This window comes from Rhizobium sp. PEPV16 (assembly GCF_008919455.1).
Lineage (GTDB): Bacteria > Pseudomonadota > Alphaproteobacteria > Rhizobiales > Rhizobiaceae > Rhizobium > Rhizobium leguminosarum_Q.
The window spans coordinates 1-21,530 of the sequence record NZ_VSZV01000353.1; the positions used below are offsets into that span (position 1 = coordinate 1).

General features: G+C 61.3%; 20 protein-coding genes. 15 read left to right on the plus strand and 5 right to left on the minus strand.

Annotated features, from left to right (window positions below; translation table 11 throughout):
- Window positions 1-524 precede the first annotated feature (524 nt).
- Together FY112_RS32145 and FY112_RS32150 are read left to right on the plus strand one after the other, a co-directional pair.
- Window positions 525-1,229, plus strand: a complete 705-nt coding sequence (locus FY112_RS32145) for a helix-turn-helix transcriptional regulator (RefSeq protein ID WP_017958962.1) — start codon at window positions 525-527, stop codon at window positions 1,227-1,229.
- 29 nt (window positions 1,230-1,258) lie between these two features.
- On the plus strand, window positions 1,259-1,696 hold the full coding sequence (locus FY112_RS32150; protein WP_017958963.1) for a response regulator: 438 nt from the start codon (window positions 1,259-1,261) through the stop codon (window positions 1,694-1,696).
- A gap of 103 nt (window positions 1,697-1,799) precedes the next feature.
- On the opposite strand, the gene FY112_RS32155 is transcribed toward FY112_RS32150, so the two are convergent.
- The 4 genes from FY112_RS32155 to ybaL form a co-directional block, all read right to left on the minus strand.
- Complete coding sequence (locus FY112_RS32155; protein WP_017958964.1) at window positions 1,800-2,507, minus strand: ATP-binding protein; 708 nt, start codon at window positions 2,505-2,507, stop codon at window positions 1,800-1,802.
- 159 nt (window positions 2,508-2,666) lie between these two features.
- Window positions 2,667-5,216 carry a protein translocase subunit SecD gene (secD, locus tag FY112_RS32160; protein ID WP_065282188.1) on the minus strand — a complete coding sequence of 850 codons (2,550 nt, stop codon included), beginning with the start codon at window positions 5,214-5,216 and terminating at the stop codon, window positions 2,667-2,669.
- An 83-nt stretch (window positions 5,217-5,299) separates the two neighbouring features.
- Window positions 5,300-5,680, minus strand: coding sequence for a hypothetical protein (locus FY112_RS32165; RefSeq protein ID WP_151520210.1), 381 nt, complete (start codon window positions 5,678-5,680; stop codon window positions 5,300-5,302).
- Window positions 5,681-5,731: 51 nt separating this feature from the next.
- On the minus strand, window positions 5,732-7,552 hold the full coding sequence (ybaL, locus tag FY112_RS32170; RefSeq protein ID WP_017958967.1) for a YbaL family putative K(+) efflux transporter: 1,821 nt from the start codon (window positions 7,550-7,552) through the stop codon (window positions 5,732-5,734).
- Window positions 7,553-7,586: 34 nt separating this feature from the next.
- Between ybaL and FY112_RS32175 the strand changes: the two genes are divergently transcribed.
- Entirely contained in the window at window positions 7,587-7,886 is a 300-nt protein-coding gene (locus tag FY112_RS32175) for a helix-turn-helix domain-containing protein (protein ID WP_017958968.1), read from the plus strand.
- 81 nt (window positions 7,887-7,967) lie between these two features.
- On the opposite strand, the gene FY112_RS32180 is transcribed toward FY112_RS32175, so the two are convergent.
- The gene (locus tag FY112_RS32180; RefSeq protein ID WP_094086732.1) at window positions 7,968-9,389 is read right to left on the minus strand and encodes a glycosyltransferase family 39 protein; all 1,422 of its coding nucleotides are present in this window, start codon (window positions 9,387-9,389) and stop codon (window positions 7,968-7,970) included.
- Between the two features lie 626 nt (window positions 9,390-10,015).
- Between FY112_RS32180 and FY112_RS32185 the strand changes: the two genes are divergently transcribed.
- The 12 genes from FY112_RS32185 to FY112_RS32240 all read left to right on the plus strand — a co-directional run bounded on the left by FY112_RS32185 (window position 10,016) and on the right by FY112_RS32240 (window position 21,530).
- A complete protein-coding gene (locus FY112_RS32185) occupies window positions 10,016-11,650 on the plus strand; it encodes a globin-coupled sensor protein (RefSeq protein WP_043294395.1) in 1,635 nt (544 codons plus the stop codon).
- Between the two features lie 63 nt (window positions 11,651-11,713).
- Window positions 11,714-12,010, plus strand: coding sequence for an STAS domain-containing protein (locus tag FY112_RS32190; protein ID WP_003545491.1), 297 nt, complete (start codon window positions 11,714-11,716; stop codon window positions 12,008-12,010).
- Window positions 12,007-12,372, plus strand: a complete 366-nt coding sequence (gene cheY1 / locus FY112_RS32195; RefSeq protein ID WP_017958972.1) for a chemotaxis response regulator CheY1 — start codon at window positions 12,007-12,009, stop codon at window positions 12,370-12,372. Before FY112_RS32190 ends, cheY1 begins: the two co-directional genes overlap by 4 nt.
- Before the next feature lie 17 nt (window positions 12,373-12,389).
- On the plus strand, window positions 12,390-14,669 hold the full coding sequence (locus FY112_RS32200; RefSeq protein WP_094086731.1) for a chemotaxis protein CheA: 2,280 nt from the start codon (window positions 12,390-12,392) through the stop codon (window positions 14,667-14,669).
- A gap of 4 nt (window positions 14,670-14,673) precedes the next feature.
- Window positions 14,674-15,141 (plus strand): chemotaxis protein CheW, encoded by a 468-nt coding sequence (locus tag FY112_RS32205; protein WP_017958974.1) that lies wholly within the window; start codon window positions 14,674-14,676, stop codon window positions 15,139-15,141.
- A complete protein-coding gene (gene cheR / locus FY112_RS32210; protein WP_017958975.1) occupies window positions 15,138-16,046 on the plus strand; it encodes a protein-glutamate O-methyltransferase CheR in 909 nt (302 codons plus the stop codon). The genes FY112_RS32205 and cheR overlap by 4 nt, the downstream gene beginning before the upstream one ends.
- On the plus strand, window positions 16,043-17,086 hold the full coding sequence (gene cheB / locus FY112_RS32215; protein WP_017958976.1) for a protein-glutamate O-methylesterase CheB: 1,044 nt from the start codon (window positions 16,043-16,045) through the stop codon (window positions 17,084-17,086). The genes cheR and cheB overlap by 4 nt, the downstream gene beginning before the upstream one ends.
- Complete coding sequence (locus FY112_RS32220) at window positions 17,087-17,476, plus strand: response regulator (RefSeq protein WP_003545503.1); 390 nt, start codon at window positions 17,087-17,089, stop codon at window positions 17,474-17,476.
- A complete protein-coding gene (gene cheD, locus FY112_RS32225; RefSeq protein WP_017958977.1) occupies window positions 17,473-18,027 on the plus strand; it encodes a chemoreceptor glutamine deamidase CheD in 555 nt (184 codons plus the stop codon). Before FY112_RS32220 ends, cheD begins: the two co-directional genes overlap by 4 nt.
- Before the next feature lie 16 nt (window positions 18,028-18,043).
- Entirely contained in the window at window positions 18,044-18,433 is a 390-nt protein-coding gene (locus tag FY112_RS32230) for a hypothetical protein (protein ID WP_017958978.1), read from the plus strand.
- A gap of 211 nt (window positions 18,434-18,644) precedes the next feature.
- Window positions 18,645-20,336: a flagellar basal-body MS-ring/collar protein FliF gene (gene fliF / locus FY112_RS32235; protein WP_151520211.1), complete on the plus strand. Its 1,692-nt coding sequence runs from the start codon at window positions 18,645-18,647 to the stop codon at window positions 20,334-20,336.
- A gap of 447 nt (window positions 20,337-20,783) precedes the next feature.
- Complete coding sequence (locus FY112_RS32240) at window positions 20,784-21,530, plus strand: helix-turn-helix transcriptional regulator (protein WP_151520212.1); 747 nt, start codon at window positions 20,784-20,786, stop codon at window positions 21,528-21,530.

Sequence of the window (21,530 nt, forward strand, 5' to 3'; positions counted from 1 at the left end):
AGCCGCTTGACCTTGCCACCGTCATTCTCAATCTTGAGATGTAGAAAACGGCGAAAGCCGCATGACCTATTCCTCCTCATTCGTCCCAACCATATGACAAACCGCAATTGACAAGGGCGAGGACGCATCACAAGATGCAACCGAAGCGAAGAATATGGAACGCAAAATAAGCGCTGAGAGAACCGATCAACCCGCGTTCGCCGCCACGAACATCAGCCAACCCCTTAGCTGAATGGGTCTATCGGCTCTCTCGCGCTTACGTCTGGCACTGCCTTCTCGCATTCATGGATGTTGAATGCAGGAAGAATACGATACCCAGGTAAGAACTACTGCCCCTCAGTAAAATCTGCCCGTGCATCACCTGTCGTTTGAGATGATTGATGATTTCCGCCTTACATATCGAAAGTCCCCGTTTTCGATATCCCTCATCAATCGTCTCGCAATTTTTGTAGCTCTTCGCGTTTAAGACGTATATCCCAAGATTTCGGGATTAGAGGCATTGGCGGGAGGAGAGGAAGAGTGGAATGAACAATGCCCCGGCAATTCCCTTTCATGCCGGACCGGAGCTGAGCCGGGCGATCAATCGCACCGATTTTTTCCGTCTGCTGAAATCCGCGGCGCAGCATTACAACTTCGACAATTTCGCGCTTGCTCGCATTTCCGAGGCTTCGGCCCCTTTCGGTGAACGCGATATCGTCATCACCAATGTTGCCGAGCGGCGTGTCGGTCTTTTCATCACGACGTTGAAGGAAGCGCTGGGCACCGTCCGGGCGAAGACCGCCCAGTTCCTGGCAACGCCGGTCCATGGCCGGAACGTACAGCCGGCAGATTATCCGTCCGATCTTGTTTTCAACGAGTTCCTCAGCGGCGTCTTTCTCTTCATCCCGCTGTTCACGCCGGAAGGGCGGCGATATTGCCTCGTCCTCAGCGGCGAGCGTCAGGAGCCGGATCAGAGTGAGATCGCCGACATGCTTCTCGACGCCATGCGTATTTTCGACAAGCTCTACGAGGAAATTCTGACGCCGGAAATGTCCGGACGGCTGACCCAGCGCGAATCGGAAATTGTCAAATGGACAAGCGAAGGCAAGACGTCGGCGGAAATCGCCATCATTCTCGGTCTTTCCGAACATACGGTCAATTCGCACATCACCGCGGCCGCGCGCAAACTTGACGCTGTGAACCGCGTTCATATGGTGGCGATCGCCTTGAGGAATGGTTTGGTTTCGTGAAGTTGGTTTCGGATTGGGGAAATGGGACGATGATCACCGAAACGAGCCGAAGGAATGCCGTAAAGGTCCTCTTTGTGGACGACGAATTCATCGAATTCCGCGCGCTCAAGAAGAAGATCGCCGATCTCTCCGAGCCGGCCGTCGAGGTTGAATATTCGCAATCGATCGGTGACGCGCTGGAAAAGATCCGCGCTGCGCGCTTCGATCTCATCCTGCTCGACAATCGCCTTTTGCCCAATGCCGATTTCCGCGACACGGTGCCGGAGCTGCGCGGCATCGGTTACACTGGTCCCATCGGCGTCGTCTCGACCGATATATCGGGCGGCTATTTCCAGGAATTCCCGGATTATGGCGTCGATTTCCGCATCGGCAAAGACGAAATCGATGCCCAGACGCTGCAGCACATCATCCGCGAATATGTAACCTATGACGTCCCGGAATTCTGGAAGGACGATTACAGTATCTAAGGCGCGTCGCGATCTTTCGGATTCGCTTGTCGCGCTTTAGTCTTTGTACTTTCGCAATTCCGGACGCAAACCGCTGCACACTTTTGCTGGAATTGCTCTAAACTCAGGCAATCGGAAGGCGGATGATGAAGCGACTGCCGCTTTCATCCGAATGTTCGAGGCTGATATCGCCGCCGAGCGCCGTCAGAAACTCCTGCGCCGTGGTCAACCCGAGACCGGCGCCCTGGACCGTTCCCGGCTTCGGCAATTTCCAGAAAGGCTCGAATATCCGCTCCCGATAGGCGGGATCGATGCCCGTCCCATTGTCGGAAATCCGGATGAACCAGTCCGTTCCCTCGCGCTCCGCGACAATGGCCACATGCGGCGCCGCTTCGCTGCGATAAATGAGGGCATTGGTCAGCAAGTGCCGCAGCACCAGACCGAAGAGGGCAGGGTCGGTCCGGATGGAGGGCAGGCCGTTGCTTTCGAGCGTCGCCTCGCCGACCGCCGTCTCGTCCGTAAGTTCGCCCCAGACATTTTCGGCGAGCGCCTGCAGATCGACCTCTTCAGGCGTCACCTGGGGTGTGCCGCCGGCAAGGCTCATCAATGCCTTGGTGAGACGCTGCGCCGTCTGCGCCTTTTCCATGATCATCCGCAGGCTCTGAAGCTGTTCGCCGTCGAGCGTCTCCTCGAGGTCGTCGAGCAGCAGTTCGGCATACATGGCGATATGGCGGAGCGGCGATTGCAGGTCGTGCGAAGCGGTCGCGAGAAAACGCTTGATGCGCTCCTCGCTGTCTCCGGCAAAGGTGGGTTTCGTCGGGTAAGATGACATCTGGCGGTTTCCCCGATCTTTTTTACAGCGCCGTGCATCTTTTCGGACGCGCGAAGGACGCTGTAACTCCTTGAAATGGCAAATAATGCAGCAGCCGACAATAGAAAGAGGGCGCCGGCTCTGCAACCGGCGCCCTATCAAGGATGCGTTAACGGGATTTTAGCTCGCGGATTTGCGCGGGCGACCCTGTTCCGGCGGAATGATCTCGACTGCCTCATCGGTTGCCGGTGCGGCCTTGGCATGGCGGCGGCGCCAGTCGCCGAGGAAGAGCAGGATGGGTGCCGCGATGAAGATCGACGAGGCGCCGGCCACCAGAATGCCGAAGACCATCGGGATCGCGAAGCTCGAGACAGCACTACCGCCCCAGATCGCCATCGGCACCAGCGCGAGGAAGGCCGTCGCATTGGTGTAAAGGCTTCGCGCCAAGGTCTCGTTGATCGACTTGTCGATGATCTCGCGCAGCGGCATCGACTTGTAGAGCCGCATGTTTTCGCGCATGCGGTCATAGACGACGACCTTGTCGTTCACCGAATAACCGACAAGCGTCAGGATGGCAGCGATCGCTGTCAGATTGAAGTCGAGGCCGGTGATTGCGAAGAAGCCGATCGCCTTCGTGACGTCGAGCACCAGCGTGACGATGGCGCCGACGGCAAATGGCCATTCGAACCGCACCCAGATATAGAGGAGCATCGCGAAGCTGGCGATCACCACCGACAGGATACCGGCCCAGGCAAGCTCGCCGCTGACCTTCGGACCGATGACGTCGGTGCCTTCGACGGTAGCGGTCGGATCGATCTTGGCGACTTCGGCCTTCAGCTTGGTCACTGCTGCCGTCTGCGCCTCTTCGCCGCCTTCCTGCCGTTGGGCACGAACGAGAATGCTGCTTTTGTCGCCGAAGGACTGTAGGGTGATTTCGCCGAGGCCGAGACTATCAAGACCTTCGCGGAACTTCGCTAGATCGGCCGCACCCTGGGTCTTGACGGCCATCTGGATGCCGCCGCGGAAATCGACGCCGTAGTTGAGACCGGGATAAATGAAGAGCACGACGGAGGCGATCGAAAGCAGCGCCGAGACGGTGACGCCGAAGAAGCGGGCCTTCATGAACTCGATGTGCTTGTCATAGGGGCTGAACGGGATCAACGGCCGGATGTTCAGCACCTTGAGCTTGCGGCGGCGGGTGATCTCGATCATCGCTACACGCACGAAGGCAACCGATGTGAACATCGAGATGATCAGGCCGAGCGCCATGGTCACGGCAAAGCCGCGAACCGGTCCGGAGCCGAAAAAGAATAGGATGGCCGCAGCGATCAGGGCCGTCATGTTGCCGTCGATAATGGTCGAATAGGCACGGCGGAAGCCGGTGTCGATGGCGGCGAAGGCGCTCTTGCCCTTGCGCGTTTCTTCGCGGATGCGCTCGTTGATGAGAACGTTGGCGTCGACCGCAAGGCCGATACCGAGAACGACACCGGCAATGCCCGGCAGCGTCAGCGTCGCACCAACCAGCGTTAGCGCCGATAAGGTCAGGATCGTGTGGATCAACAGCGCGATATTCGCCAGAAAGCCCCAGGAGCCATAGAGAACGAAGATGAAGGCTGCGACGAGGGCAAAACCGACGATGCCGGAATAAATGCCCATCTTGATGGCGTCGGCGCCAAGATCGGCTCCGACGGTGCGCTCTTCGATAACAGTCAGCTTGGCGGGAAGGGCGCCGGCGCGCAGCATGGCGGCCAGCGTTGTGGCGCTGTCGGCCGAGAAGCTGCCGGAGATCTGGCCGGAGCCGCCGGTGATCGGCTCGCGGATGACGGGCGCGCTCAGCACCTTGTTGTCGAGGACGATGGCGAAGGGATTGCCGACGTTCTGGCGGGTGATCTCGGCAAAGCGGGTGGCGCCGGCGCTGTCGAAGCGGAAGCTGACGATCGGCTCACGCGTATTCGGATCGAAGCTGACGCGGGCATCCGAAAGGCGGTCGCCGGAGATTTCGACGCGGTCGAGAACCGGATAGGACCTGCCCTCATCGTCGTTCAGCATGGTCACGCCGGGTCCGGGCGCATTGTTCGGCGCCAGCATATGAAACGACATCTTGGCGGTGGAGCCTAGAAGTTCGCGCAGGCGCGACGGATCCTGCGCGCCGGGAAGCTGGACGAGCACGCGGTTGGCGCCGATGCGCTGGATGGTCGGCTCGGAGACGCCGACCTGGTCGACGCGCTGGCGGATGACTTCAAGGCTCTGCTGGACGGCATTGTCGACATTGGCGGCGATGCCGGCCCGCGAGAAGCCGACGGTGATGGTGGCGCCGTTCGCCGTGACATCAAGATCCGCCTGGCCGGCGCTGAGGCCGGTGCTGATCGGGTTGGCAAGCGTCTTGAGTTCGGTGACGGCAGCATCGCTCTGCGCGGCATCGGCGAGCGTCACGACGATCTGGTTCTGGCTGCGGACCACGGCTTTCGGCTGGATGCCCTTTTCGCGCAGCACGCGGCGCGCGTCCTGAAGCAGCGATTGCAGCCGCTCCTTGGTAAGGTCAGCTTCGTCGACTTCCAGAACGAGGTGCGAACCGCCGCGAAGGTCGAGGCCGAGCGACACCTGCTCATGCGGCAGCCAGGCCGGCACGCGCTGAAGGACGGATTGCGGCAGGACGTTCGGCAGGGCGATCAATAGGCCGAGTAGGATGATCACCGTATAGGTGACCACCAGCCATCGTGAAGTACGCATGTTGTATTCCTTGATATCGAGGGCCGGCGCTCGGGCGCTGGCGGCATGTCGTCAATGGTCGGGAGCGCCGATCGGCGCGAGCGTCAGGCAGCGACCGGCGGTGCGCGCGGCTGATGGGTCCTAGAGACTGCGGCATGAAGCGAAGCATCAAATGCCGGAAAAGGCGCGGCCATGGTCCAGCCGGAAAAATCGGCAGCCGGGGCGGCGGCAAGGGCAAGGGGTCCGGCGTCAAGCGCCGCCTGCTTCGGCGCAAGCTTGCGTTCAGTGGCAAGCAGCCCGCGCACGGCGTCGCGCGCAGTCAGCTGCGGCGGCTGCGAATCCCGATCGGAAGAGGAAAGCGTATTGGCGGCGGCGACCGGCGAAATCACCAGATTGCCGCCGAAAAGCAGGCCGAGATAGGCAAGGACGGCGACGAGGAGGGAAGCGGCGATACGGCTCGTCAGACGGCGCTGATCCAGCTCCATCTCCGTCCCGGTTATGTCACTCCCGTATCGGCTCAAAAGCGCGCCAATCTCTCATTCTCTTCCCGGCGGAGGGTCATCCGTCGGCATAATTGTATCAGGCCCATGCCCGTCTTCATAGGGCACACTCTCATGATGCACTTGCGCGAGCCGGTCAACCATGCCCAGCGCGATTTCACGCTCGCCCATGATGACGGTGTCGGCGCCATATTGCTTCAGCTCATCGACCTCCGCGTCGGAATGGGCGCGGGCGACGATGAGGATGGATGGATTGACGCTGCGCGCCTGCTCGGCGATACGGCAGGCTTCGAAGGCGTTCGGGATGGCGATGGCAATGCTGCGGGCGCCAGAGAGATTGGCAAGGTCGAGCGTTTCCCGCATCACCGCATTGCCCGACAGAGTTTCGATACCCTGCGCCTTCAGCTCGCCGATGCGCTTGTCGGAGTCCTCGATGACGAGAAAAGGTGTGGCTGACGACTTGAGATTCTGTCCGACGATGCTGCCAACCCGCCCGTAGCCGACGAGAATGGCGTGGCCGCTGAGAGCGGTCGGGTGCACCTCGTCGTCTTCGGGCAGCATCTCCTCCTGCGCTGCTATCGCATCCGCAGCGGGAGCAGGGTCTGCCACGACGTCTTCGCGCTTTGCACCATCCAGCAGCGGCCGCATGCGGTCGCAGAGGAAGAACAGCAGCGGATTGAGGATGATCGAGATGATGGCGCCGGCAAGGATCAGATCGCGGCCCTCCTCCGGCAGCAGCCCGAGTTCGACGCCGAGGGCGGCGAGGATGAAGGAGAATTCGCCGATCTGGCCGAGGCTTGCCGAAATCGTCAGCGCCGTGCCGAGCGGCTTCTTGAAGGCGAGCACGATCAGGAAGGCGGCGACGGACTTGCCGATGACGATGATGAAGATGGTGGCAAGGATCGGCAGCGGCTTGTCGATCAGAATGTTCGGATCGAACAGCATACCGACCGAGACGAAGAACAGCACGGCAAAGGCGTCGCGCAACGGCAGGCTTTCCTGCGCGGCGCGATGGCTGAGTTCGCTTTCGGCAAGCACCATGCCGGCAAAGAAGGCGCCGAGCGCCAGCGACACGCCGAAGAGCTTCGCTGCTCCGAAGGCGACGCCGAGCGCGATCGCCAGCACGCCGAGCCGGAAGAGTTCACGCGAACCGGTATGGGCGATGCGGTGCATCGTCCAGGGAATGAGCTTGCGGCCGAAAACCAGCATCAGCGCCACGAACAATGCCACCTTCACCAGCGTCATGGCGATCATGCCGCCGATGCCGAGATCCAGGCCGAAGAGGCTGCTCAGCCCGGCTGAGAGCGGCTCGACGGGAGCGTGACCCTCACCGCCGATGCTGGCTGCGGCCGGGATCAGTACCAGCGCCAGCACCATGGCGAGATCCTCGACGATCAGCCAGCCGACGGCGATCCTGCCGCGCTCCGTTTCGACTAGGCGCCGCTCCTGCAGCGCTTTCAACAGCACAACGGTGGAGGCGACCGAAAGCGCTAGGCCGAAGACCAGGCTGCCGCCGGTCGACCAGCCCATAAAGGCGCCGAGCCCCCAGCCGAGCAATGTCGCGAAAGCGATCTGCACGATCGCCCCGGGCACGGCGATGCCGCGCACCGACAGCAGGTCTTTCAGGGAGAAATGCAGCCCGACGCCGAACATCAGCAGGATGACGCCGATTTCGGCAAGCTCCGGCGCAAGGTTCTGATCCGCCACATAACCCGGCGTATGTGGCCCCACGAGCACGCCGGCGATCAGATAACCGACGAGCGGCGGCATCCGCAGCCGATGGGCGAAGGCCCCAAAGATGAAAGCCAGCACGAGGCCGCCGACGATTGTCGAAATCAAGGGCGTATCGTGTGGCATCTTTGTCTCCCGATCTGGAAATCCCGTCCGTAATATGACATATATGGTCTATATCGACCAATATGGGCAACTTGAAATCATGGGTCAAGGCGCAAGAGAAACAATTCTCACTCCCGCTCTCTGCCGCGCGGCGCGCGGCCTGCTGGACTGGACCCAGACCGACCTTGCCGAAAAGGCCGCCGTCTCGCGCAGCACCATCCGCGATTATGAGGGACGGCACCACGACATCCATCGCGCGACGGAGGCGCAGCTACGCCTCGCCTTTGAGGAAGGCGGCGTCAAATTCGTGGAGATCGAAGGGGCGGGCACCGGCCTCTGCCTGCCCGCTGGATAAAATGATTCAGCAATTCAAAGTGATACCGAGCCGCACCTCTAAAAGGGGCTTGGCTGTGTCATAGAGCAGGCCGAAACCCGCTCAGGGTGCCAGGCAGGCGGCAGAGACCTTGTAGATGGAAAGCGTCTTGCCCTTGTAGTTGCCCTCCGTCGGCTGCCAGTTCTTCAGCACTTCCGGCGTCTCGGTGGCGCAGGTGAAGGCCCCGTCCGTCAGGAACAGCACCTTGCTGGTGATGTCGGCAGGCAGAGCGAATTCCTGCTCGTAATAGCTTTCCGGCAGGCCGGCGGGCGCCCGCGCATAGATCCTGTAGGATGCATCGCGGAGCGTATAGAAAAGATCGGCGACCATATCGCGATTGTCGGTGACGATGATATCGGTGCCGGCTTGCGCTGCGAGTGCGGCGGTCTCGCGGCTGACCTCGGCGCGGCCGAGATAGCGTTTCATCAGCGCGTCGCCGTTCGGCAGCAGCAACTGATGCGGAAAGATCGTCGCCAGCGGAAAGAGCAGGCTGGCGATGCCGTTGATGGTGAGCGACAGCCTGAGCCCCTTCGGCCACATCCGATAAAGCAGCCAGACGGCAAGGATGGTGCCTGCGACATAGGCGGTCACCGCCCAGTTGGCGTAAGCCTTGGCGACCGTTGCCTGCAGCGTGATGAGCAGCACCACCGGCATCGACAGCCAGACCAGTATCTTTTCCCGATCGTCGCTCCTGCCCTTGATCATGCGATAGACCGCCCAGAGCATCGCAAAGAAGATGATCGGCCCGACGACGCCGAACTGGGCGGCGAAAAATTCAAGCCCGCGCCGGAGATTGACGCCAAGTTCGCTCCAATGGGCGATGTCCTGCGTATGCCGTACCGTCGTGTTGTCGTGCTGCAGGTTCCACCAGAGGTTCGGCAGGGCGACGACCGCCGCGACCGCGACCGCGATGATGAAATCCCGAATGGCGATGCGTGCCGCCGGAATGAGGAGGAGGGCAATCGCGCCGCCCGGAACAACGAACAGCACGGCATATTTCGTCAGGAAGGCGAAGCCGACGCCAAGGCCCATGACCAGCGCCAGCCCGACCGAGCGCCGCTGCGTCAAGCCGAAATAGGCAAGCAAGGCGATCGCGATGAAGAACAGCAGGATCACATCGGTCGAGAAGAACACCGAAGAAAGCGCCACACCGGGGAGCGTGATATAGGTGGCGCCCGTCCAGCCTTCGATCTCCGGCCCGACGAAACGTTTTGCCGTCTTCATCAGCACCAGTGCCGCCGCCATGTGGATCAGCGGTCCGAGCAGCCTGATCCAATAGATGGCGTTGGAGCCGGAAAGCTCGGTCATCGCCCGGATCACCCACGCAATCATCGGCGGCTTGGAATAATAGCCGAGGTCGAGGTTTTGCGACCAGAACCAGTACTGTGCCTCGTCGACGAAAAGGTCCGTCGCATCGAAGTTGAGCATGACGACGCGCCAGAGCGTGAAGCCAAGAACGATGAGGAGACCAGATCTGGGGGACATGAACCGATAGTTCCGCTGACATGAAAGGCGCGAGTGCGATACACCAAAGGTGCCGGACTGCCAACGGGGAAGGGTGGGTTTTTAGAACACCCGAAGGGCGCGCATATCGCGGTTTGCGGCGAGGGAATCGAGGCGGGCGACGGCTGCAAGCAGCGTCATTGCAATCAAGCAGGCACCCAATCCGAGAACAATCATTGCTCTGTCCTTGTCGACGTCATGTCTTGGTTATCGACCGGCATATAACACGGAGCTTGCGTGTGCCTTGTAGCAGCCATGCAACTCCGCAACAGTATTTGCAGCGAACGGCCTTGAATTGCTTCAAAAGCCTGCACCGCGAAAGGCTTATTAACCTTCAGGCAAGGAATTAACCATAAACATTGGTGTACACGTCGGAATGGGAAGATGCACTCGTTCCCACCAGGCATGACGCCGTCCCGCCGTACCGGGTTGATCCGGTATCCATCTCTTCAGACAGCTCCGAAACATAGCTGATCAGGGGGTTTCGATCCGCCGGTTGTAACCGGTGGTGAGGACCATCTCCACGCTTCGCGTTCAACGGATGCTGCGCAAGTTTTTGGCCGGGCCTTCGCCCGGAATGTGGTTGGGGACAGGCGTTGAGGCAGGACATGCCATCAGATCAGGCTCGTGGAGCGCAGGCAGGCAGCTTGCGCGACCGCCTGCGCTTTGCCGGTCTCGATGCCGACCAGTGTGAACTGGTGCGCCGTAACCGGCCGGCGCTCGAAGCGCATCTGAAGGCAGGCCTCCGGGATCTCTTCCACAGGTTCCAGTCATTCCCCGACGCCTCGCGCAATTTCGAGAGCGAGCGCCAGGTCGAGCGCCTTCACGATCTGCAGTCCTCGCATTGGGACGTGCTGACGGATGCGCGGTTCGACAGCCTCTATGCCGAGCGCGTCAAGGTTCTCTCCGATACCGAAAGCAAGATGGGCCTCGACCCGCGCTGGCACGTCGCCGGCCATGGCGTCATGCTGGAACATGTCGTTTCCGGTCTCGCCGAAGAGATCGCCGGCCGTCCGCTGCTGCCGTCGGCCAAGCGTCGCACCCGCGAAATCTCCGATCTGATGACGGCGATCATCCGCATCGTCATGGTCGATGTTGAAATCGCCGTCTCGCTCCGTTTCAACGCGCTGCGCGCCGCCCAGAGCCGCGCGCTTGCCGACCAGCGCGCCGACAGCGAGGCCGAAATTGCCCGGATCTTCGGCGATGTCATCGAAGGCCTGACCGCACGCGACCTGACGCGGCGAGCCCCCGTCGACGGTGACGGCGCTCATGCCGGGATCGCCGCCGCGCTGAACGGCGCGTTGGATGGCCTTCAGGCCGAGTTCACCACTATTACCGAGCGCACGGCCAAGGCCGAAGCGGCGACTGGTTCGCTTGCCGGTATGTCGCGGCAGTTTGCCGGCACGGCCTCCGGCCAAGCCGACCGGCTGCAGCTTTCCGCCGCTGCCCTTGCCGGCATTGCCGGCGGTGTCCGCGATGGTGCTGCCGACAGCCGCGCTGCCGAACAGGCGGCCGCCTCGACGCGCGCTGCCGTCGAGGAAAGCGGCGAGGTCGTCGGCCGCGCGATCAGCGCCATGGCCGATATCGAGCAGTCGGCCGAAAAGATCGGCCAGATCATCGGCGCGATCGACGAGATCGCCTTCCAGACCAATCTTCTTGCGCTGAATGCCGGCATCGAGGCCGCTCGCGCCGGCGATTCCGGCCGCGGTTTTGCCGTCGTCGCCCAGGAAGTCCGCGCCCTTGCCCAGCGTTCGGCCGAAGCCGCCCGCGAGATCAAGACCCTGGTGACGACGACCAAGGCGCAGGTCAACGCCGGCGTGCAGATGGTCGGCCGCACACAGGATTCGATCGGCAGCATCGTGCGCCAGGTCACCGACATCAACGCCGCCATGTCAGGCATCGCCACCCGAACCGGCGAACATGCCGCAAGCCTCGACAGCGTGGCAGCCGACGTCAAGGGCCTGGGTGGCGAGGTGGCCGACAGCGCCGGCCTTGCGGAGCGCTCGGCCGAAGGCGCCGACCACCTCCACTCCGTCATACTCGAGCTCGGCCAGACGATTCGCGAATTCCGCATCGCCCGGGAAAACGCCATTGCCGGGCGCCCGGCGCCAGTGCGCATGACACCGCCGCGCGCCCTTGAGGGCGCTACCCGCCCGGCACCGGTCGTGGACGAATACGAAAATGACGATTTTGGCCTTCCGCAAGCGTTCGCAAGCGTCGGAGGTGGGCGGAATGTTTACTAACCTATCGGATGATTGCCTCAGCTCGTCTTTTCGGGCCGGGGATAAGGGGACAAGGAAAAGCTGATGGCAGCAAAGAAGAGTGGCAAGACGCTGGATTTGACAGCGGTGCTCGACCTCAACGAGGCTTCCGCCTTGCGCGATAAACTCCTCTCTCTCCGGGGTAGCGGTCTTTCGATAGACGCATCCGGCGTCGAACGGATCGGTGCTCTTTGCGCCCAGGTTCTGATGTCCGCCGAGAAGACCTGGGAGCAGGACAAGCAGCCGTTCACCTTCTCCAAGGTGTCCGACGCATTTCAGAAAACCATGCAGCTGGTTGGCGTCAATATTGACCACCTGCTTGCCAAGGAGATTCGGCAATGAAGAAAAAAGTGCTGACCGTGGATGATTCCCGCACCATCCGAAACATGCTTCTCGTGACGCTGAACAATGCCGGCTTCGAGACGATCCAGGCGGAAGATGGCATCGAGGGCCTCGAGATCCTCGAAGAGTCCAATCCTGACGTCATCGTGACCGACATCAACATGCCGCGCCTCGATGGCTTCGGCTTCATCGAAGGTGTCCGCCGCAACGAGAAATATCGGGCGATCCCGATCCTGGTTCTGACCACCGAAAGCGACGCGGAAAAGAAGAACCGCGCCCGCCAGGCTGGTGCCACGGGCTGGATCGTCAAGCCTTTCGACCCGGCCAAGCTGATCGATGCCATTGAGCGTGTAACCGCTTAAACCCAGGATTTGCTCCTATGGATATGAACGAAATCAAAGAGATCTTTTTCCAGGAGTGCGAGGAACAGCTCGCCGAGTTGGAATCCGGTCTTCTGAAATTGAATGATGGCGATCGCGATCCGGAAACCGTCAATGCGGTGTTCCGTGCCGTGCATTCGATCAAGGGTGGCGCCGGCGCCTTCGGCCTTGACGATCTGGTCGCCTTCGCCCATGTCTTCGAGACCACTCTCGATTGCGTTCGATCCAACAAGCTTGAGCCGAACCAGGATGTCCTGAAGGTGATGCTGAAGTCGGCCGACGTGCTCGCCGACCTGACGAATGCTGCGCGCGACGGCGGCAGCGTCGATGAAAGCCGCAGCCGCGGCCTCGTCAAGGAGCTCGAGGCGCTGGCCAACGGCGAACTGCCGTCTCCCTCTGCATCAGCCGAGGCGCCTGCGCCGAAGGCCGCCGCAAAGGTTGCTTCGGCCGCTCCGGCGCCGACCCCCAAGCCGACGGACGACAGCGGCTTCCAGCCGGTCCCCTTTTCCTTCGACGATTTTGGCGGCGAAGACGATGCGGGCGGCATGCCGACCTATGAAGTCATCTTCAAGCCGCGCTACGAACTCTATTCCAAGGGCAATGACGCCACCCTGCTGCTGCGTGATCTCTCGCGCCTGGGTGAAATGACGATCTATTGCAATACGGATGACTTGCCGGGCCTCGAGGAACTCGACCCGGAAGGCGCTTATTTCTTCTGGAACGTCACGATCAAGACGGACAAGGGCGAGGACGCCATCCGCACCGTCTTCGAATTCGCCGAGTGGGATTGCGAACTGACGGTCAAGCCGGTCGAAGAAGCAAGGGCCGACGCGACCAGCAACGACGAACTGCCGATGGTGCCGGTTCCCTTCGATCTGTCGATCCTGGACGAAACGGGCGCAATGGAAGAAGTTTCCGCCTCGGACGCGCGGGAGACGGCCGCAGCCGTTGCTGCCGCCGAGACTGCCTCCAACGTCACGCAGATGGTCGCCGCCCGCGTCGAGAAGAAGGAATCGGCAGCCGCCGCAGCGGCCGCTGCAAGCGCTGCCGCCCAGAACAATGCCGCCGGTGCCGGCCAGACGATCCGCGTCGATCTCGACCGTGTCGACCGCCTCATCAACCTCGTCGGCGAATTGGTCATCAACCAGGCGATGCTGTCGCAGAGCGTCATCGAGAACGACACGACGGGCACCTCCTCGATCAATATGGGCCTCGAGGAGTTGCAGCAGCTCACCCGTGAGATACAGGACTCGGTCATGGCGATCCGCGCGCAGCCGGTGAAGCCGGTCTTCCAGCGCATGTCGCGTATCGTTCGCGAAATCGCCGACATGACCGGCAAGTCGATCCGCCTGATCACCGAAGGTGAAAACACCGAAGTCGACAAGACGGTCATCGACAAGCTCGCCGAACCGCTGACCCACATGATCCGCAATGCCGTCGACCACGGCATCGAAACGCCCGAAAAGCGCGCAGCCGCCGGCAAGAACACCGAAGGCACAGTCCGCCTGACTGCCAAGCATCGTTCGGGACGCATCCTGATCGAGCTTGCCGACGACGGCGCCGGCATCAACCGCGAGAAGGTCCGCCAGAAGGCGATCGACAACGACCTCATCCCGGCCGATTCCAACCTGTCGGACGAAGAAATCGACAACCTGATATTCCTGCCGGGCTTCTCGACGGCCGACAAGATCTCCGACATCTCCGGCCGCGGCGTCGGCATGGACGTCGTCAAGCGTTCGATCCAGGCGCTCGGCGGCCGCATCAACATCACCTCGAAGCCGGGTCACGGCTCGGTCTTCACCATGAGCCTGCCGCTGACACTCGCTGTCCTCGACGGCATGGTGGTCACCGTCGCCGGCCAGACGCTGGTCGTGCCGCTGACGGCGATCGTCGAAACCCTGCAGCCGGAAGCGGCCGCGATCCACTCCTTCGGTGCGAACCACCGGCTGATCTCGATCCGCAACAGCTTCTGCCCTCTGGTCGATGTCGGCCGCATCCTGAACTTCCGCGCCACCCAGGCCAATCCGGTCGAGGGCGTGGCGCTTCTGGTGGAATCCGAAGGCGGCGGCCAGCGCGCCCTGATGGTCGATGCCATCCAGGGTCAGCGCCAGGTGGTCATCAAGAGCCTGGAAGCGAACTACACCCATGTGCCGGGCATTGCCGCCGCCACCATTCTCGGCGACGGGCGCGTGGCTCTCATCCTCGATGTCGACGCGGTTGTCGGCGCCTCGCGCGGCCAGTCCCTCAAAGCGGAAATGTCGTTAGCAGCGGTAGGGTAAGGGAATGTCGTACACTGTAAAAAATCTGAACCAGGGGGATCGCGAGCTGATCGCGTTCCGTATCGGGGATCAGGAATTTTGCGTGAACATCATGTCGGTTCGCGAAATCCGGGGCTGGACCCCGGCGACCGCGATGCCGCATTCGCCTGACTATATGCTGGGTGTCATCAACCTGCGCGGCGCGGTGCTGCCGATCATCGATCTTGCGGCCCGGCTCGGCATGAAGCCGGCCGATCCGACCGCTCGCCATGTCATCATCGTCGCCCAGGTCCGGCGTAAAGTCGTCGGCCTTCTGGTCGACGCCGTCTCCGACATCCTGACGGTGACCGACGAAACCATCCAGCCGACGCCCGAGATCTCCTCCGAGCTCGAGCGTCAATTTGCCCGCGGCATTCTCGCCATCGAGAAGCGCATGATCTGCCTGATCGAACTCGAATCCCTCTTTCCAGAGACCGAAAGCGAAGCCGCATGAGTGTAATGGGCGCAAAAGATCAGAGACAGGGATCCGACGAGGTCCTGGCGAGCGGAGAATATCCGCTGACGCGCCGCGACCTCACCGAGATCGCTGCGATGATCTATTCGGATGCCGGCATCTTCCTCAACGAGACGAAGGCGTCGCTCGTCTATTCGCGCCTGTCGAAGCACATCCGCAATCTCGGCCTGTCCGGCTTCCGGGAGTATTGCGACCTCGTCGCTTCGCCGGCGGGTGCTGCGCCGCGCCGCGAGATGCTCTCGCATCTGACGACCAATTTTACCCGCTTCTTTCGCGAAAACCACCATTTCGACCATCTGCGCGACCATGTCCTGCCGGAGCTTCTGCAGCGGGCGAGATCGGGCGGCAGGGTGCGCATCTGGTCGGCCGCCTCTTCCGACGGGCAGGAACCCTATTCGATCGCGCTGACGGTGCTGTCGCTGATGCCGAATGTCGCGGATTACGACTTCAAGATCCTGGCAACCGACATCGATCCGAAGATCCTCGCGATCGCCCGCGCCGGCGCCTATGACGAAAATGCGCTCGAAACCGTGTCGCCGGCCATGCGCAAGCAATGGTTCAGCGAAGTCGAGGTGCAGGGCCGCCGGAAGTTCCAGGTCGACGACCGCGTGAAGCGGCTGATCACCTACAACGAACTGAACCTGATGGCGCAATGGCCGTTCAAGGGCAAGTTCGACGTCATCTTCTGCCGCAACGTCGTCATCTATTTCGACGAGCCGACGCAGATGAAGATCTGGCAGCGTTTCGCCGGTCTGCTGCCGGAGGGCGGTCATCTCTATATCGGCCATTCCGAGCGTGTTTCGGGTGAGGCAAAACACGTCTTCGACAATATCGGCATCACGACCTATCGCTACACGGCCAAAGGTCTCGGGAGGAAGGCATGAGCGCTCCGGCAAGGGTTCTCGTTGTTGACGACTCGCCGACGATGCGGGGGCTGATCACCGCCGTCTTGAGTTCCGATCCCGAGGTCAACGTCATCGGCCAGGCCGGCGACGCTCTGGAAGCGCGCGAGGCGATCAAGCGGCTGAACCCCGACGTCCTGACGCTCGACATCGAGATGCCGAACATGAACGGCCTCGATTTCCTCGAAAAGATCATGACGCTGCGTCCGATGCCGGTGATCATGGTATCCACGATGACCCATCGCGGCGCCGAGGCGACGCTTGCGGCGCTGGAGATCGGCGCCTTCGACTGCGTCGGCAAGCCGGCGCCGGGCGAACTCAGGCCTTTCGGCGACCTCGCCGAGAAGGTCAAGGCCGCCGCGCGCACGCAACGCCAGTATTCCCAGCCCGTCGCCGCCGTTGCGCCACCACCGTCGGTCGCCGATTTCCGCGTCGGCCGCAAGATCGTTGCGATCGGCTCGTCGACCGGCGGCGTCGAGGCACTCATTGCCGTGCTGCAGAAATTTCCGGCGAATTGCCCGCCGACCGTCATCACCCAGCATATGCCGCCGACCTTCACCAAGAGCTTCGCCGAGCGGCTGAACCGCCTCTGTGCGCCGGTGGTGCAGGAAGCGACCGACGGCGCCCGGCTCGAAATCGGCAAGATCTATCTGGCGCCCGGCGGCGAGCGGCACCTGCAGGTCAGCGGCGCCTCGGCGCCCTGCTGCCGTCTCATTGACCGCGCGCCAGTCAACGGTCACCGCCCCTCGGTGGATGTGCTGTTCGATTCGGTCGCGGAACTGGCGGGCCGCAATGCCGTCGGTGTGATTTTGACCGGAATGGGCCGCGATGGCGCCGCCGGATTGTTGAAAATGCGCCACGCCGGCGCCAGAACGCTCGGCCAGAACGAAAAAACCTGTGTCGTTTACGGAATGCCAAGGGTTGCTCACGAACTTGGCGCCGTTGAGCAGCAGCTGCCGCTGTCTGCCATCGGTGAAGAAATATTGAAAATGACAGCCGCCCGAAAGGAAGGGACCGAATAAATGTCGCTCGCGGAGAAAATCAAAGTTCTGATCGTCGACGATCAGGTAACGAGCCGGTTGCTGCTCAGCGATGCGCTGACCCAGCTCGGTTTCAAGCAGATCACGTCGGCTGGTGACGGTGAGCAGGGCATGAAGATCATGGCCGAGCAGCCGCACCACCTGGTGATCTCGGACTTCAACATGCCGAAGATGGATGGCATCGGCTTCCTTCAGGCAGTGCGCACCAACCCCAACACCAAGAAGGCGGCCTTCATCATCCTGACCGCCCAGGGTGACCGCGCACTGGTGCAGAAGGCGGCCCAGCTCGGCGCCAACAACGTGCTCGCCAAGCCGTTCACGATCGAGAAGATGAAAGCGGCCATCGAAGCCGTGTTTGGAGCCCTGAAATGATCACTGAGGGGGCAGCCCGCCGCGTGCACATCATTCAGGGCGAGTACAAGGTTCTGAACGATCCGAATGCGGTCCTCTCGACCATTCTCGGTTCGTGCGTGGCTGCGTGCCTCAGAGATCCTGTCGCCGGTGTCGGCGGCATGAACCACTTTCTGCTGCCCGGTTCGGCGACGTCGCCGACATCAGGCGGCGATGCCACGCGGTACGGCGTGCATCTGATGGAATTGCTGATCAACGGTCTCCTGAAGCAGGGCGCCCGGCGCGACCGGCTGGAGGCAAAGATCTTCGGCGGCGCGAAGACGATCTCGACATTCTCCAATGTCGGTGAGCAGAACGCGGCCTTCGCCGTGCAGTTCCTCAGGGATGAAGGCATTCCGGTGGTCGGTTCCTCGACCGGCGGAGAGCATGGGCGCAAGCTTGAATATTGGCCGGTCTCCGGTCGTGCCCGGCAATACCCCCTGACCGGCGCCGAAACGCAGAGAACCGTCGCTCTCGAGCAGCGCCCCACCGCTCCGCAGAAGCCCGTCGAAACCAGTATCGAATTTTTTTGATGGCGAGGATTTTCATATGACATTTACCCAGATGATGGAGCCGCCTGCGCCTGTCGAAGCGCTGAGCGACATCCTGATGCGCATCGTGTCCGAACTGCACGATGTCGCCTATCTCATCGAGCGCATCGAGCCGCAGCTTCTCGACCTCGGCGGCGCCGAAATCCTGAACTCGCCGGATGCCATGAAGGTCATGCAGGGCATCGATCTGGCCGTGCAGAAATCGCGCGGCCTTGCCGAATTCATCGACACCATCACCGGCGAAATCCCCCACGGCTGGGCAGTCGACGTCGCAACCGCGCTCAGCCTCGTCAAGCTGGCAGAGATGCAAAAGGCACTGGGCGGCGCCACACGCCACGGCCACTCCCAGCCATTGAGCAAGGCAGCCGGCGACTTCGATTTCTTCTAGAACGACCCCGTTTTTCTCCGAGTCACGGAAACGCTCTCTCTTTGTTCCTGCGCAATACCGGACGCAAAACCGCCGCGCATTTTTTGCTGGAATTACTTTAGGCCTTTTCCCTCCCGCACACTCTCACGAAACGCTCGCACAAGTTTCGCCGACTATTCGTCAGATGAGGCAATAAGCCTGCTTTGTCTTTGACGGATCGTGCGAGAACAGAATGAATCTGTTAAATCAATTAGTTCAGATCTTTAAGAACTTCGGTTCCCTGGGCCGAACACGCCTGATGATTCTCGGAGGCGTCGGTGCCGTTTCCATTGCAATCGTCCTTGCGGCCGCCCTTTTCGTCAACAAGCCGGCACAGGAAACCCTCTATGTCGGCCTGGACTCGCCGGATCTCAACCAGATCAGCATGGCGCTTGCCGAAGCCAACATCAATTTCCAGGTCGGCACGGATGGCTCCAGCATCAGCGTTCCCGCGGGGATGACGGGCAAGGCCCGCCTGATGCTTGCCGAGCGCGGCCTGCCGAACAGCGCCAATGCCGGTTATGAACTCTTCGACAATGTCGGCTCCCTCGGCCTGACCTCCTTCATGCAGGAGGTAACGCGGGTTAGAGCGCTGGAAGGCGAAATCGCCCGCACCATCCAGTCGATCTCGGGTATCACGGCCGCGCGCGTCCATATCGTCATGCCGGAGGTCGGAAACTTCCGGAAGGCGGAGCAGAAACCGACCGCATCCGTCATGATTCGCGCAAGCGCCACCACCGGGCGGAGCGCGGCGACCTCGATCCGCCACCTCGTCGCCTCGGCCGTGCCGGGGCTTGATGTCGATGACGTGACCATCCTCGATTCCGCTGGCCAGCTGCTCGCTTCCGGCGACGAGGCGAGCAACAGCTCGCTGAACCGCTCGCTCAACATCGTCCAGAACGTTCAGCAGGAAGTCGAATCCAACATCGACAAGGCGCTGGCACCCTTCCTCGGCATGGACAACTTCCGCTCCAGCGTCACCGCCGATCTCAACACCGACGCCCAGCAGATCCAGGAAACGGTTTTCGATCCTGAATCCAAGGTCGAACGTTCGGTCCGCTCGACGAAGGAAGCCCAGCAGTCGCAGCAGAAGCAGTCCGATAGCGCGACGACAGTCGAGCAGAATATTCCGCAGGCGGCTCCCGAGGCCGGCGGTTCCGCCGGGCCTGAATCGCAGGACAAGTCCGACAAGCGCGAAGAGCAGACCAACTACGAAATCAACAGCAAGACGACGGCGACGACCCGCAGCAGCTATAAGGTCGAAAAGCTTTCGATCGCCGTGGTGGTCAACAAGGGCCGCATCGCCAAGATGGTCGGTGAGCCAGCCGATCAGACCAAGGTCGACGCCTATCTTGCCGAAATGCAGAAGATCGTCTCTTCGGCGGCCGGCATCGACCCCAAGCGCGGCGACGTCGTCACCGTGACGGCCATGGACTTCCTCGAGAACCAGTTGCTTGAAGACGCCACCGGCGGTGTCCGCGTCATGGACATGCTGAGCCGCAACCTTGCCGGCATCATCAACTCGCTTGCCTTTGTCGCGGTCGCCTTCGTGGTGGTCTGGATGGGCCTGCGGCCTCTGGTGCGCAGCATCAACGGCAACGGCAGCTCCCCGGCTTTCGGCGACGCGACGCCGGAAGCGGCTGGCCTCGAGCTTCCGGACTTCGCGCCTGCATCGGGAGCACCCGGCGGCGCTCTCATGGACGGCTTCGGGTCCGACTTCGGCTTCGACAGTACCGAAGACCTGCTCAGCCTCGGCGACGACGATGGAAACTTCAATCGCCGTGTCAAGGAAGGTCCGGAACGCAAGCTTTCCCGTATGGTCGAGATCAACGAGGAACGCGCCGCGAAAATCCTCAGGAAATGGGCGATCGACGAAGCAGCGTAAAGGAAAGGCCGGGCAACCGGCCTTTTTTCATGTCGGTACCAAAGCTGGATTTCCTGACCGCTGTTGCTGAAAACCATGCCCGGCTCTGTGAGAGACTTGGGGCATGACAATCAGGGTTGGGAATTCGAACAACACTATAGACCCGACTACTTAAATGCGGCTGTAACGCGACATGATGAGAGGGATTCGCGTAAAACGCGAAGCTGGTTGCGATACCGCCAGAATCACCTTAGCCTCCTTAGATCTTGAAGGCTGAAACGAGTGGTCGAATCAGTGCATTGGCGACAGCGAAAGTAAATCCCTAGAAGTCGGAGATGGTGATTTGCATCGGCTGGCTTACCCTTGGGTGATTCGAAATGGGATTCGAGCGGGACTTGACCTGAATCCTTTACAGAAAAATTGCTGTTGCACCGAGTTCGATCGTTTCTCAGCCGCAGGACATTGCCAATGGATATGAATGTAATTCAGGCGAGCAAAGGCGAGAGGCATATGGCGAATTTCGCGAGTGCGGTGGTGCCGGATCTGCTGCCGCGCGATGAGCTGCTCCAGCGCCTCCACGGCGTTGCCAGCACCGGCAGGTTGCAGTCTGGTCTGCGCGCTCTGACGGACTACGTGGGTGCTTCGCACTACCTTCTGGCGCGCTGCGATCTCCTTCAGGAAAGTGGCCTCGATTTCATCGTTTCGTCGGACTGGCCTTTCGATCTGGTCAGGGACATCGCCAATGATCTGGTCCGCGGCTATGCCCGGTCGACAGAGCTGGAAAAATGCATGCAGGTCTTCCAGCCGAATTTTGCTCTTCTGCCTGACGTTGCCGAGATTCCGGATGGCGCCAGCCGCCAATATTGTTCGGTGACCTTCAATGTCGGCCGGTCGCGGCTGGCCTTGATGTTCCTGTTCGGCGAGGGGTTCATCCTTTCGCCCGAGCGCCTGCGGGACGTAGGCCTGCTTGCAGGCTATGTCGCGAGCTTCCTGCGCTGCGGTGGTACGAAGGTCGATCGCGATTTCGAATTGACCGACCGCGAGCTGGAATGCCTGTTCTGGATCGCCGAAGGCAAGACCAGCGACGAGATCGCGATGATCCTCGGAATCTCCCGCAATACCATCAACAACTACATCACCAGCGTGATGCGCAAGACGGCGACCAAGACCCGGTCCGAGGCCATTGCCTTCGCCGTCCGCAATAATCTCGTATAG

Excerpts from the sequence above, each read along its gene's own strand:
- FY112_RS32240 (WP_151520212.1), top strand. The coding sequence starts at position 20,784 with ATGGATATGAATGTAATTCAGGCGAGCAAAGGCGAGAGGCATATGGCG.
- FY112_RS32230 (WP_017958978.1), top strand. The coding sequence starts at position 18,044 with ATGACATTTACCCAGATGATGGAGCCGCCTGCGCCTGTCGAAGCGCTG.
- FY112_RS32200 (WP_094086731.1), top strand. The coding sequence starts at position 12,390 with ATGGATATGAACGAAATCAAAGAGATCTTTTTCCAGGAGTGCGAGGAA.
- cheD (WP_017958977.1), top strand. The coding sequence starts at position 17,473 with ATGATCACTGAGGGGGCAGCCCGCCGCGTGCACATCATTCAGGGCGAG.
- FY112_RS32220 (WP_003545503.1), top strand. The coding sequence starts at position 17,087 with ATGTCGCTCGCGGAGAAAATCAAAGTTCTGATCGTCGACGATCAGGTA.
- fliF (WP_151520211.1), top strand. The coding sequence starts at position 18,645 with ATGAATCTGTTAAATCAATTAGTTCAGATCTTTAAGAACTTCGGTTCC.
- FY112_RS32185 (WP_043294395.1), top strand. The coding sequence starts at position 10,016 with ATGCCATCAGATCAGGCTCGTGGAGCGCAGGCAGGCAGCTTGCGCGAC.
- FY112_RS32175 (WP_017958968.1), top strand. The coding sequence starts at position 7,587 with ATGACATATATGGTCTATATCGACCAATATGGGCAACTTGAAATCATG.
- FY112_RS32190 (WP_003545491.1), top strand. The coding sequence starts at position 11,714 with ATGGCAGCAAAGAAGAGTGGCAAGACGCTGGATTTGACAGCGGTGCTC.
- FY112_RS32150 (WP_017958963.1), top strand. The coding sequence starts at position 1,259 with ATGATCACCGAAACGAGCCGAAGGAATGCCGTAAAGGTCCTCTTTGTG.
- ybaL (WP_017958967.1), bottom strand. The coding sequence starts at position 7,552 with ATGCCACACGATACGCCCTTGATTTCGACAATCGTCGGCGGCCTCGTG.
- cheR (WP_017958975.1), top strand. The coding sequence starts at position 15,138 with ATGAGTGTAATGGGCGCAAAAGATCAGAGACAGGGATCCGACGAGGTC.
- cheY1 (WP_017958972.1), top strand. The coding sequence starts at position 12,007 with ATGAAGAAAAAAGTGCTGACCGTGGATGATTCCCGCACCATCCGAAAC.
- FY112_RS32180 (WP_094086732.1), bottom strand. The coding sequence starts at position 9,389 with ATGTCCCCCAGATCTGGTCTCCTCATCGTTCTTGGCTTCACGCTCTGG.
- cheB (WP_017958976.1), top strand. The coding sequence starts at position 16,043 with ATGAGCGCTCCGGCAAGGGTTCTCGTTGTTGACGACTCGCCGACGATG.
- secD (WP_065282188.1), bottom strand. The coding sequence starts at position 5,216 with ATGCGTACTTCACGATGGCTGGTGGTCACCTATACGGTGATCATCCTA.
- FY112_RS32145 (WP_017958962.1), top strand. The coding sequence starts at position 525 with ATGAACAATGCCCCGGCAATTCCCTTTCATGCCGGACCGGAGCTGAGC.
- FY112_RS32155 (WP_017958964.1), bottom strand. The coding sequence starts at position 2,507 with ATGTCATCTTACCCGACGAAACCCACCTTTGCCGGAGACAGCGAGGAG.
- FY112_RS32205 (WP_017958974.1), top strand. The coding sequence starts at position 14,674 with ATGTCGTACACTGTAAAAAATCTGAACCAGGGGGATCGCGAGCTGATC.
- FY112_RS32165 (WP_151520210.1), bottom strand. The coding sequence starts at position 5,680 with ATGGAGCTGGATCAGCGCCGTCTGACGAGCCGTATCGCCGCTTCCCTC.